General features: G+C 67.6%; 10 protein-coding genes and 1 riboswitch. Of the genes, 8 read left to right on the plus strand and 2 right to left on the minus strand.

What is annotated here, in order from left to right:
* The 8 genes from QNO00_RS00005 to QNO00_RS00040 all read left to right on the plus strand — a co-directional run.
* Positions 1-1,545: HNH endonuclease (locus QNO00_RS00005; protein WP_284023173.1), on the plus strand; the 1,545-nt coding region annotated here is incomplete at its 5' end.
* Between the two features lie 181 nt (positions 1,546-1,726).
* Positions 1,727-3,226, plus strand: a complete 1,500-nt coding sequence (locus QNO00_RS00010; RefSeq protein WP_284023174.1) for an HNH endonuclease — start codon at positions 1,727-1,729, stop codon at positions 3,224-3,226.
* A gap of 181 nt (positions 3,227-3,407) precedes the next feature.
* Positions 3,408-6,140 (plus strand): ATP-dependent helicase HrpB, encoded by a 2,733-nt coding sequence (gene hrpB / locus QNO00_RS00015; RefSeq protein ID WP_502862871.1) that lies wholly within the window; start codon positions 3,408-3,410, stop codon positions 6,138-6,140.
* Between the two features lie 78 nt (positions 6,141-6,218).
* Positions 6,219-7,181 carry an FUSC family protein gene (locus QNO00_RS00020; protein WP_284023175.1) on the plus strand — a complete coding sequence of 321 codons (963 nt, stop codon included), beginning with the start codon at positions 6,219-6,221 and terminating at the stop codon, positions 7,179-7,181.
* Positions 7,182-7,321: 140 nt separating this feature from the next.
* Positions 7,322-7,990, plus strand: coding sequence for a response regulator transcription factor (locus QNO00_RS00025; RefSeq protein WP_229966020.1), 669 nt, complete (start codon positions 7,322-7,324; stop codon positions 7,988-7,990).
* 128 nt (positions 7,991-8,118) lie between these two features.
* A complete protein-coding gene (locus QNO00_RS00030; RefSeq protein ID WP_284023176.1) occupies positions 8,119-8,649 on the plus strand; it encodes a hypothetical protein in 531 nt (176 codons plus the stop codon).
* Positions 8,580-9,416 carry a sensor histidine kinase gene (locus tag QNO00_RS00035; protein ID WP_284023177.1) on the plus strand — a complete coding sequence of 279 codons (837 nt, stop codon included), beginning with the start codon at positions 8,580-8,582 and terminating at the stop codon, positions 9,414-9,416. Before QNO00_RS00030 ends, QNO00_RS00035 begins: the two co-directional genes overlap by 70 nt.
* Positions 9,417-9,471: 55 nt before the next feature.
* On the plus strand, positions 9,472-10,065 hold the full coding sequence (locus QNO00_RS00040; RefSeq protein WP_284023178.1) for a hypothetical protein: 594 nt from the start codon (positions 9,472-9,474) through the stop codon (positions 10,063-10,065).
* A 178-nt stretch (positions 10,066-10,243) separates the two neighbouring features.
* Here the strand turns inward: QNO00_RS00040 and QNO00_RS00045 are convergent, their stop codons facing one another.
* Entirely contained in the window at positions 10,244-11,104 is an 861-nt protein-coding gene (locus tag QNO00_RS00045; protein ID WP_284023179.1) for a LysM peptidoglycan-binding domain-containing protein, read from the minus strand.
* 3 nt (positions 11,105-11,107) lie between these two features.
* Positions 11,108-11,254, minus strand: a riboswitch (cyclic di-AMP (ydaO/yuaA leader).
* Between the two features lie 179 nt (positions 11,255-11,433).
* The gene (locus QNO00_RS00050; protein WP_284023180.1) at positions 11,434-12,045 is read right to left on the minus strand and encodes an LbetaH domain-containing protein; all 612 of its coding nucleotides are present in this window, start codon (positions 12,043-12,045) and stop codon (positions 11,434-11,436) included.
* Between the last annotated feature and the right edge of the window lie 258 nt (positions 12,046-12,303).

Below are 12,303 nucleotides of genomic sequence, written 5' to 3' on the forward strand. Positions count from 1 at the left end.
AAGGCCGAGCAGCTGGGTCGGGGTGTGGCCGCGCAACTGGCCTTGGCGCGCCGGGACTCGCCGCATAACGGTGCCAAACTGCTGGGCCTGGCAAGGATCCTGACCACTGAAATGCCGCACACCCTGCACGCCCTCTCGACCGGGGTGATCAACGAGTGGCGGGCCACGCTCCTGGTCCGCGAGACCGCCTGCCTGACCCTGGCCGACCGGCAGAAAGTCGATGAACAGATCGCCGGGAACCCCGCGGAACTGGAACAGCTCGGAGACCGGAAGCTGATCGCCCGGATCAAGTCCCTGTCCTACGGTCTGGACCCGCATGCCGTGGTCAACCGTGCCGCGCATGCCGTTTCGGAACGGTATGTGTCCTGCCGTCCGGCCCCGGACACCATGACGTATCTGACCGCGCTGCTGCCGGTGGCGCAAGGGGTGGGCGTGTTCGCGGCGTTGACCCGGGACGCGGACCGGCTGCGGGCGTCCGGGGACCCGCGGACGAAGGGCCAGATCATGGCCGACACCCTCGTGGAACGCACCACCGGGCAGGCCCGCGCGGAGGACGTGCGGGTGGAGGTGCAGCTGATCATGACGGACCGGACCCTGCTGCACGGAATCCTGCCCCCAGACACAAACACAAACACAAACACAGACACAAACACAGACACAGACACAGACACAGACATGAATACGGTCGCGGACACGGCTGCGGAACTGGACGCTGCCAGGACATCTGCGGACACCAAAGACCCCGGGACGGCGAGCTTTGGCGGGATAGCAGCCGGCCGGCAAATGGAATCCTTCGTGCCCGACGGAGCCGAACCGGCCGTGCTGGCCGGATACGGAATCGTTCCCGCGCAGTGGGCCCGGGACCTGATCCGCGGTCCCGACCCGGTTCCGGACGATCCCATCCCGGACAGACCGGATCCCGGGGACAGAGACCGTGCCCGTGATTCCGCACCTAAATCGGCCCCTAACCCTGCCCGTGGTCCAGCCCCTAACCCGGCCCGTGGTCCAGCCCCTAACCCGGCCCGTGGTCCGGCCCGAGGCCCCGCCCGAGATCCGGGCAGCGCAACAGCCGGCTGGGGCACGGTGGCGCGCCGGCCGGATCCGCGCACCGAAGTCTGGCTCCGCCGGCTCTACATCGCACCGGACTCCGGTCAGCTGACCGCGATGGATTCCCGGGCACGGCTCGTACCCGGCGGCCTGGCCCGGCTGATCGCAGCCCGCGACCAGATCTGCCGGACTCCGTGGTGCGGAGCACCGATCCGGCATTACGACCACATCACCCCCGTCCGCGAGGGCGGACCAACCAGTGCCGAGAACATTCAAGGACTCTGCCAGGCCTGCAACCAAGCCAAGGAAGCACCAGGCTGGAGCGCACAAGCGGCGGAGTCGCCACCCACCGGTCCACGGGCTGACGGGTCAGGCGTCGGTAATGCCGCGGGTTCGCCGGGCCGGCACCGCGTGATGACGACGACCCCCACCGGACACGTCTATCAATCCATGGCTCCGCCACCTCCAGCGGTGCGCGGACCATACGCTCAGCACTGAGTGAGTGCGCGGACCACATGCTCGGCACTGAAATCAGGGAAACGTATGAAGCCCGGGTCCTAAGCAGCTGCCCGATCGGACGGCATCCCTTGAATCCGTTCCTGTTGCGGCAGGGCTCAAATGATCCCCTGCCACAACCGGGCTGGACGAGACCGCCGGAATCACGCGGGACAATGGAGTAGTGACAACTCCGATTGCCCCCATGGATCCTGCCCAACACCCCTTGCCTTTCGACCTGCAGGTCATTGGCGCGGGGCTGGTCTTCGCAGAGTCGCTGCAGGACCTTGCGGCTGCACTGACCCCGGCAGAAGCCGCACTGGATTCAGCAAGCGGCAGGGCTTCGACGCCGCAAGCGGGAGAACAGATCGCCGGGAACCCCGCGGAACTGGAACAGCTCGGAGACCGGAAGCTGATCGCCCGGATCAAGTCCCTGTCCTACGGTCTGGACCCGCATGCCGTGGTCAACCGTGCCGCGCATGCCGTTTCGGAACGGTATGTGTCCTGCCGTCCGGCCCCGGACACCATGACGTATCTGACCGCGCTGCTGCCGGTGGCGCAAGGGGTGGGCGTGTTCGCGGCGTTGACCCGGGACGCGGACCGGCTGCGGGCGTCCGGGGACCCGCGGACGAAGGGCCAGATCATGGCCGACACCCTCGTGGAACGCACCACCGGGCAGGCCCGCGCGGAGGACGTGCGGGTGGAGGTGCAGCTGATCATGACGGACCGGACCCTGCTGCACGGAATCCTGCCCCCAGACACAAACACAAACACAAACACAGACACAAACACAGACACAGACACAGACACAGACATGAATACGGTCGCGGACACGGCTGCGGAACTGGACGCTGCCAGGACATCTGCGGACACCAAAGACCCCGGGACGGCGAGCTTTGGCGGGATAGCAGCCGGCCGGCAAATGGAATCCTTCGTGCCCGACGGAGCCGAACCGGCCGTGCTGGCCGGATACGGAATCGTTCCCGCGCAGTGGGCCCGGGACCTGATCCGCGGTCCCGACCCGGTTCCGGACGATCCCATCCCGGACAGACCGGATCCCGGGGACAGAGACCGTGCCCGTGATTCCGCACCTAAATCGGCCCCTAACCCTGCCCGTGGTCCAGCCCCTAACCCGGCCCGTGGTCCAGCCCCTAACCCGGCCCGTGGTCCGGCCCGAGGCCCCGCCCGAGATCCGGGCAGCGCAACAGCCGGCTGGGGCACGGTGGCGCGCCGGCCGGATCCGCGCACCGAAGTCTGGCTCCGCCGGCTCTACATCGCACCGGACTCCGGTCAGCTGACCGCGATGGATTCCCGGGCACGGCTCGTACCCGGCGGCCTGGCCCGGCTGATCGCAGCCCGCGACCAGATCTGCCGGACTCCGTGGTGCGGAGCACCGATCCGGCATTACGACCACATCACCCCCGTCCGCGAGGGCGGACCAACCAGTGCCGAGAACATTCAAGGACTCTGCCAGGCCTGCAACCAAGCCAAGGAAGCACCAGGCTGGAGCGCACAAGCGGCGGAGTCGCCACCCACCGGTCCACGGGCTGACGGGTCAGGCGTCGGTAATGCCGCGGGTTCGCCGGGCCGGCACCGCGTGATGACGACGACCCCCACCGGACACGTCTATCAATCCATGGCTCCGCCACCTCCAGCGGTGCGCGGACCATACGCTCAGCACTGAGTGAGTGCGCGGACCACATGCTCGGCACTGAAATCAGGGAAACGTATGAAGCCCGGGTCCTAAGCAGCTGCCCGATCGGACGGCATCCCTTGAATCCGTTCCTGTTGCGGCAGGGCTCAAATGATCCCCTGCCACAACCGGGCTGGACGAGACCGCCGGAATCACGCGGGACAATGGAGTAGTGACAACTCCGATTGCCCCCATGGATCCTGCCCAACACCCCTTGCCTTTCGACCTGCAGGTCATTGGCGCGGGGCTGGTCTTCGCAGAGTCGCTGCAGGACCTTGCGGCTGCACTGACCCCGGCAGAAGCCGCACTGGATTCAGCAAGCGGCAGGGCTTCGACGCCGCAAGCGGGAGCCGCCGGAACCGCAGTGGTCCAGGCACCGCCGGGCACCGGAAAGACGACCTTGGTTCCGCCGCTGCTGGCTAATCTGCTGACCACCCGTGCTGCTTCCTCCGGCGCGCCTCCGCGCATCGTGGTGACCCAGCCGCGCCGGGTTGCGGCACGGTCCGCGGCCCGCCGTCTGGCTTCGTTGGACCGAAGCGCGGTGGGCGGCAGGATCGGCTACACCGTCCGGGGCGAGAGCCACACCGGCCCGGACACGATGATCGAGTTTGTCACGCCGGGAATCCTGCTGCGCCGCCTGCTGGCCGATCCGGGGTTGGAGGGCACCGCCGCCGTCGTGCTTGATGAGGTCCACGAACGCGGCCTGGAAACCGACCTGCTCCTGGGCATGCTCACCGAAGTCCGCCAGTTGCGCGAGGACCTGACCCTGGTGGCCATGTCCGCAACACTGGACGCTCCCCGCTTTGCCGCGCTGATCGGCAACAACGACGACGACGGCGGCCCGGCACCCGTCGTCGGCTGCCCCTCGGCGCTGCATCCGCTGGAGGTGCGCTGGACGCCGGGTTCTTCGCTGCGCATTGACGAACACGGGGTGACCCGCACCTTCCTGGCTCATGTCGCCGATACGGCCGCCGACGGACATGCGGAAATGCTGGCCGCCAATCCGCAGGCTGATGCCCTGGTCTTCGTCCCGGGTGCCTGGGAAGTGTCTTTCGTGGCGTCCCGGATCCGCAGCCGCGTCGCAGCCGGAACCGCAGCTGGAACCGCAGCCGGAACCGAGGTGCTGGAACTGCACGGGCAGGTCGATCCGCGGGAGCAGGACCGGGCAGTGTCGGGCCGTAGCCCCGGCGGCGCACCTCGGATCATCGTCTCCACCAGCCTCGCCGAGTCGTCGCTGACCGTTCCGGGCGTGCGCCTGGTGATCGATTCCGGTCTCGCCCGGGAACCCCGACGGGATGCAGCCCGCGGCATGTCGGGACTGGTCACGGTGTCCTGCTCGCGGGCTTCGGCGGTGCAGCGGGCCGGACGAGCCGCCCGCCAGGGACCAGGCCGGGTTATCCGCTGCTATGACGAACGCACCTTTGGCGCCGCACCGGCCCACCAGACCCCCGAGATAGCCGTCGCAGACCTAACCGCCGCCGCACTGGTTTTGGCGTGCTGGGGAGCACCCGGCGGCGAAGGGCTGGCGCTGCCCGATGCCCCGCCGTCGGCCGCCCTGCAGGACGCATTGGCAGTCCTGCGCGACCTCGGTGCCATCGACGCCTCCGGCACCGTCACCGCCCTCGGCAAGACACTGGCCGGCATTCCAGCAGATCCCCGGCTGGCGCGCGCCCTGCTGGACGGAACCGCCGTCGTCGGCGCCCGTTCCGCCGCCGAAGCCGTGGCCCTGGTGTCCGGAGATCTCCGCGCCTCCGGCGCCGATCTTCCGCGTCTGCTGTCCGGCCTGCGCGCCGGCCGGGATCCCGGGGAGCGGCGCTGGTCTGAGGACGTGCGAAGGCTGCAGTCGCTGGCCCGGCGCGCGGACACCGGCGCCTCCAAGCCGGCTGCGGCAACCGTGCCAGGCGCTGAAGCCCTCGGTTTTGTGGTCGGGCTGGCTTTTCCGGACCGCATCGCCCGGCGGGTCCCGGGCGACGCCGGAACAGGGGAGCGATACCTGCTTTCGAGCGGAACCCGTGCTGGACTGCCGGCCGGCAGCGCACTGAGCGGACACGAGTGGCTCGCCGTTGCCGAGGTCTCCCGGGCCCAGGGCCGCGATGCTTCCGGCACCGGAGCCGTGATTCGATCGGCTGCCCCGCTGAGCCAGGACAGTGCGGAAGCCGCGGCCCGGCATCTGCTGACCGACACTGTGGAGGCGAAGTTCACCGCCGGGCGCGTAAAGGCCAGGCGTGAGCGCCGGCTGGGCGCGATCGTGCTGTCCTCCACACCGGTCCGCCCGTCAGCGGACGAAGGCCGGGCCGCAGTGGCCCGCGCGCTGGCCCGGGAGGGGCTGGGGGTCATCGGATTCTCACCGGGCGCTGACGCGCTGCGGCGCCGGTTGGCCCTGCTGCACCGCGAGCTGGGCGAGCCCTGGCCGGATGTTTCGGAGCCGGCCTTGCTGGCCCGGCTCGATGCCTGGCTGGCTCCGGAGCTGCAGGCGCTGGCCGCCGGGGCCTCCGTAAACGCCATCGACCTGACCGACCCGCTGCGCCGGCTGCTTCCCTGGCCGGAAGCGTCGCAACTGGGAGAGCTGGCACCGGAACGCCTGCAGGTGCCCAGCGGCTCCCATGTGCGGATCAGCTATCCGGCCGTGGACGACGACGGCGGCCGGCCGGTGGTCGCGGTCAAGCTGCAGGAGTGCTTTGGCTGGGCGGATACCCCGCGGCTGGTCCAGGGACGGGTGCCGGTGCTGTTTCACCTGCTCTCTCCGGCCCGGGCGCCGCTGGCCGTGACCGATGATCTGGCCTCCTTCTGGTCCGGCCCCTATGTGCAGGTCCGGGCCCAGATGCGGGGCAAATATCCCAAGCATCCGTGGCCCGAGGATCCGTGGTCGGCGAAGGCTACGGCCAAGACCAAGGCACGGATGTAACCGGTGCGGCACTTTCTCCAAAGTTTCTTTTCTGTTCCCTCCGGTCGGGGCCACCGGATTCCCGCCGTCCGGGTTGCCGTGGGCCTGTTTATTCCGCTGCTGGTGCTCATCCTGCTGGGCCGGACCGACCTGACCCTGTGCGCCATCTTCGGCTCACTGACCGGCGTGTTCGGCCGCACCGAACCGCACTGGCGCCGGCTGCGGCACCAGACCCAATCCGGCGTGCTGATGTGCCTGACCGTCGTGGCGGGCGTGTCCATGTCGATCGCCGGACGCAGCGACTGGGAAATGGTTGCCGCCGCCACACTGGTGGCCGGCGGAATATCCGTTGCGGCCGACCGACTTCGGGTGCGTCCCGCAGGCCCGTTTACATATATCTTCGCGTTCACCGCAACCGCCGCAGCACCGTTTGCCGGCTCGATCGGGGAAGCGGCGCTGGCCGTGGCCGGCAGTGTCCTGACCGCGGTGTTGCTCGGTGTCGCCGGCCGGCTTCATGCCAGGACGCACACGCCCCGGCTTGAGCGGCAATCAGCCCCGGCCCCGGATTGGGCCGGCATCTGGGTGCACTCGGGACGGTATGTGGCCGCGGTAGCTGCGGCGGGTTCCTTGGCCCTGGTCCTCGGTCCCGGGCACAGCTACTGGGCGATGCTCGCCGCCTGTGCGCCGATTGCCGCAGCGGATGCGGCCGATGCCCCGGCCCGGGCCGGACACTTCATCCTCGGGACCTATGCCGGGGTGTTGCTCTCGGCCCTGCTGCTGCAGCCGGACTGGTCGCCCGTGCAGTTGGCGATTCTCCTGGCGCTCCTGCAGCTCGGCGGTGAGATTTACGTGATCCGGCACTACGGCCTTGCCATGGTGTTCCTGACTCCGGTGGCCCTGCTGATGACGGGATTCGTCTCCACGCAGCCGGCGTGGGACCTGACCGTTGACCGGGCGGTGGAAACCACCATCGGAGCACTGGTTGCCGTCGTCGTGATCGCGCTGACCACCGGGAACGGTGCGAAGTGGATGACCCGAATGCGGCTGGCGGCAACCCGTTAGCTGAGCAACCATGTCTCTCGAGCAACCAAGTCTCTCGAGCAACCCGGTTCCCGGATGCCCGATCGTTGATTTGGCCCGCAGCGGGCCGAACCGGGTTCCGCAGCCGGGTGTTTCGATGGGACCGCGGCTAGACTTCCGGGATGACGGAGCCTCCCCGGATCCTAGTCGTGGAAGATGACCGCAGCCTGGCAGGCATGCTGGCGGAGCTCCTGAAGTCGGAGGGCTACCAGGTGACCCTGGCCTTTGACGGGCAGCGCGCCCTCCACGAGGGTCTGACACATTCCTTCGATGTCCTGCTGCTGGACCGAGGATTGCCCGGCGTTGAAGGCCTGGACGTCCTGACCCGGCTGCGCAGCCGCGGCGTGCTCACACCGGCACTGGTGCTTTCGGCGCTGGGAAATCCCGCCGACCGGGTGGAAGGGCTGGACCGGGGCGCCGAAGACTATCTCGCCAAACCCTTTGACGTCGATGAGCTGCTGGCGCGCCTGCGCGCGCTGCGGCGCAGGAGCGCGGCGCTGACCCCGGTCCTGCCGGTGCCTGGGGGAGTCCTGGACACCACCGGCCGCACCGTCACGACCGACACGGGCGAGGTGGTGGTGCTTTCGGACCGGGAGGGTGCACTGCTGGAGCACCTGGCCCGGCGCCCGGGACAGGTCTTTCCCCGCGTTGACCTCCTGGATGCTGTCTTTCCGGACGCGGATGACGACGGCGTCGTGGATACGTATGTGCATTATCTTCGGCGCAAGTTGGGCAAGGGAATCGTGCTGACCGTGCGCGGCATCGGTTACCGGCTCGGTGCCCGGACATGAAGCGGAGATGACGCGGACATGAGGTGGCCGTGAAAGGCGACCGGGCCGGTCGGGTCAGTCGGGCTGGTCGGGCTGGCCGGGCCAGCCGGGAGCAAAGTGAATTAAGCCGGGCGTCCCTGCGTCTCGCCGTGCAGTTCACTGCGCTGGTCGTGGTGCTGCTGGGCCTGGCCGGCACCCTGGTCTACGGATTGGTGGCCACCCAGACGCGCGAGGCGGCGGAGCAGACCCTGGCATCAGCGGTGGAGTTTGATTCGCCCCGGGAGGCGCCGCTGGACGTGTTCCTCGCCGTGTACGACGACGGTCGGCTGGTCGTGTCCCGCAACATGCCCTCCGGGCTTCCGGACACGCAGTCGCTGGCCCAAGTGGCCGCTACCGGCCAGGATCGCAGGGACACGGTTGCGGCAGGGAGCCGCACCTATGAGGTCCTGACGGTCGAGCGCCGCGGAGACGTTGTCCAGGCTGCCGTTGACACACATGATGCCACCGAACAGCTGCGTGCGAGGTGCTGGCACTGGCGGTTTCCGTCGCGGCGGCGGGCCTTGCGGCCGGAGCCGTCTCAGCGCTGGCTGCGCGAGCGGCGATGCGTCCAATGGCCGAGGCACTGGCCCTGCAGCGCCGGTTTGTCGCTGATGCCAGCCATGAACTGCGCACACCGCTGACGCTGCTGAGCACACGGACACAGTTGCTTCGGCGGCGGCTGGCGGCTGACCCGGCCGGCTCGGCGCCTGCCCCGGAGGCTCTGCAGGCAGCGGACGACGTCGTCGCCGACACCAAGGTGCTGACAGGCATCCTCGAAGACCTGCTGATGGCGGCAGATCCGCGGCAGTCCGGTCCGGCGGAACCCGTCAACCTGGTTGCACTGGCCCGGTCCGCCGTCGGCTCCCTGGAGCCGGAGGCGCGGAGGCGGAACCTGACGCTGGAGTTCGATGCGCCGGCCCCGGAAGTGACAGTCCTTGGCGGGCAGTTCGCCCTGCAGCGAGTCTTTACGGCGCTGGGGGCCAACGCTTTGGACTACGGCCGATCAGTCGTGCGGTTTTCGGTTCGGAGCGACAGCGGGGAGGCTGTGATTCGGGTGTCCGACGACGGCCCCGGTTTTCCGCCCGGCTTCAGCCGGCATGCCTTTGAGCGGTTTGCATCGGCGCGGAGCCGGGACCGGCAGGGAGCCGGCGATGATTCCGAAGGCTCAAAGGGCGGGGACGGCTCCTCAGCGCAGCCGCGGCACTATGGGCTCGGGCTGGCACTGGTTGCGGAGATTGCCGCCCGATACGGCGGCAGCGTCCGTGCTTTGCCGGCCGGCGCAGGCGAACGTGCCGGTAACACCGAAGCTTCCGGCGGCGTCGTGGAAGTCCGGCTGCCGCTCGATAACAGCAGGCGCGGGCGGCGGACCAGGTGGGGGAGGCTGCGCGGACTGCGGGAGCGGAACTAAGAATCCTCGAAGAATCTGATTCGAAAATGGAAGCGTCAGCAAACCACTTTCGGAGGTGAAGATTACGATGGTTTTCCGGGACAAGACCACGGTTCTCCGGGACAAGGCCAGAGGGCCACTTGGGTGGATACTCGGCGTCGTCGGCGGTCTGGCGCTGCTGGTCGGCTCCTTTTTTGCCGGCGTGGCCACCGCGGATACCTCAGGGGACCAGGAACAGGCCTCGGTTACCGAGCAGGAAGTCCAGCGGGAGCAGGACACGGACAAACAGGGCGCCGAGGACCAGGACGCCGAGGACCGAAGCGCTGAGGACCAGGACACCCGGTCCGAGAGCCGTCCGCAACTCGACGACGAGGACGCAGACGCAGACGCCAACGCAGAGGCCGACGGCGAAGCCGAAACCGAAGCCGATACCGATGGGGACGGGCGCCCCCATAAGCATCACCACAGAGGCGACGACGGGATTCCGGGCGACGGAGACGAGCCTGGGAACGGTCCTGCCGAAGACGGAGACAAAATCCGAGGCGATGGCGACGGTCCTGCTGACGACGGCGACGGCCCCGCCGGCGACGATGCTTCCGGCAAGGAGCCGAAACCTCAGGACGACGCTGAAACTCAGGACAACACTGAGCAGGACGCCCCGACCACCTAAGGCAGTCCGACACGGGACACCGGAAACGGAACGTCCGGACAGAACGTCCGGACAGAACGTCTGGACAGAACACCCGGACACGCAAAAACACCCGGCCAAAGGGCCGGGTGTTTTTGGTGGAGCTGCCGGAGGACGAGCCGTTCACTTCCCGCCCTCCGGCGGGATTGCTACTGCGAAATTACGCTACGCGGTAGTAGACGGCGCCGGAGCCGACGTTAGCGCTCTGCTCAACGGTCTGGTTGCCGTTCCATCCGCTGTGGATGGCCTGTCCGTTGCCGGTGTAGATGGCAATGTGGGCAAAGCCCATGCCGCCGTCGGCGTAGAAGGCGATGTCGCCGGGCTGCGGGTCAGTGACCGGGGTTCCGTAGGCAGCAAGCTGCGCGGGGGACAGGTCGCCAACCGAGTGGCCGGCTGCCCGGAGGGCAACCTCAACCAGGACGGTGCAGTCCTGCATGGCGCCCATCTGGGACTGAGCGGATGCAAGCATGATCTGGTTGGTGCCGGTTACGGCAGCAGGAGTCACGGCGGACGCCTGGGTGCTGATGCTGCTGAAGTCGGCTGCAGCAGGCTCGGCCGCGGGGGCCGGAGCAGCGGCAACAACAGGAGCGGCAACAGGAGCTGCGGCGGCGCCACCGGCGTAGGTGATGACATCACCGGGGTAGATGATGGAGTCCAGCGCAAGGCCGTTCTGCGCCAGGATGTCGTTCAGGTTGACGCCGTACGTTGCAGCAATCTTGCTGAGCGTATCGCCGGACTGAACAACGTGAGTGGATCCTGCAGATGCCGGGGCCTCAACGGGAGCGGTTACAGCGGCGGGTGCGGCTACAGGGGCCGGTGCGCTGTAGGACTCGGCTGAGTCGTTGGCGATGACGCCGGCCGAGGCCGGAGCGGCCATGCCGAGCAGCAGAGTGGAGCCTGCGGCCATGACGGCAGCGGCGCTGCCGATGGTGCGTGCTTTGCCGTTGGTGGCGTTAGCAACTGCGGCCAGGAGCCCGGCGTTGTTGGCACGGTGGCGTCCACGAGTGTTATTGAAAGACAATGAGTTACCTCTCCCGATACCTGCGAGGTGAGCTGTCGGATGCGGATGGGAGTCACCCGGTCAGCTAAAGAAACCTTCGGCTGACTTAACCCCAAGGATTCAAAGGAACCCGTTTATGGTTCCCCCGCCTCTGCCGAAGTGTTTATATCTGTGGACCTTGACCAGCGGCAGAGCTAGGTAACAAGCCAAGGGAGCCGCTTCAGATAACGGCACGACCACTACGCTACAAGACGATTACGCAAAGGTAACTATTTAGTAACGGAGCTCGCATTTTCGCCTGGGTGCCGCCTCTCGGTAATTGCAGGCCGCAGCTGCCTGGGCCGGAGGGATCAGGCGGGCGAATCGGTCTGGCGTACGACGTCGGCTGTCGCGAAGTCGCCAAAGCCCTGAACCAGTTCGCCGGGAGCGAGCCTCAGTCCGCGAGCGAGTCCCGTTCCCCTAAGGACAGCACCGCGCTTCTCCGCCGGATTTGAGCGGAAGTCTCCGCCGTCGGCGAGAACCACTGAATCAGCTTCGACGGCACCCACGATCTGTGAGCCGGTGCCAAGCACCGACCGGCCGGTCACCACGGGGCCGTTGCCCAGCCGTGCGCCGTCGCCCACTGCCACGGCATGGGTCCGGCCCGCCTTGAGCTGGACTCCGCCGGGCCCCAGCGTGATTTCGGAGCCGAGGAGGAGCATTCCGCCGTGCGCGGCGGTGAGGAAGGTGCCGGGATAGAAAATATTCCGGTGTCCGATAACGCAGGAACTCTGGTCATCCACCTGGATAACCACTCCGGGATACAGCACATTGCCTTCGCCGAGCTGAGCTCTTCGTGAAATCAAGGTCGATGACGGATCAAGTATCTGCTGGGTAGCGCACAGCTGCAGAACTTCCGCGACGGTGAGGAATCCTAAATCCTGGCGAATGCTGTCGGCATCGGTTCGCTGAGGCGCTGGCATAATTCTTCTCTTCTTTCGTGATCTGGCCGGATCGCAATATATCAACTCGCCGGGAGCACTCTTAGCCTACCGTCCTTGCCCGGGTGCTGCCCGGGTGCTGCGGCGGCAGAACGCCCGGCGGCGCGGTAGTCGGCCGCTCGGCGGGCCGGTTCGGTGCCGACGGAAACAAAAGGCGTGAAAAGACACGAAAAATCATCCCCGGTGAAAGCAACCTGGTCCCGGCGAATTCCCTTCTTGGCGACTTCATTAGGTGATGCT

Origin of the sequence: Arthrobacter sp. zg-Y1219 (genome assembly GCF_030125545.1) — a bacterium.
In the GTDB taxonomy this organism is placed as follows: domain Bacteria; phylum Actinomycetota; class Actinomycetes; order Actinomycetales; family Micrococcaceae; genus Arthrobacter_B.

Bases quoted from the DNA above. Each gene is read 5' to 3' on its own strand.
- QNO00_RS00035 (WP_284023177.1), top strand. From the start codon at position 8,580: ATGGCCGAGGCACTGGCCCTGCAGCGCCGGTTTGTCGCTGATGCCAGC.
- QNO00_RS00050 (WP_284023180.1), bottom strand. From the start codon at position 12,045: ATGCCAGCGCCTCAGCGAACCGATGCCGACAGCATTCGCCAGGATTTA.
- QNO00_RS00025 (WP_229966020.1), top strand. From the start codon at position 7,322: ATGACGGAGCCTCCCCGGATCCTAGTCGTGGAAGATGACCGCAGCCTG.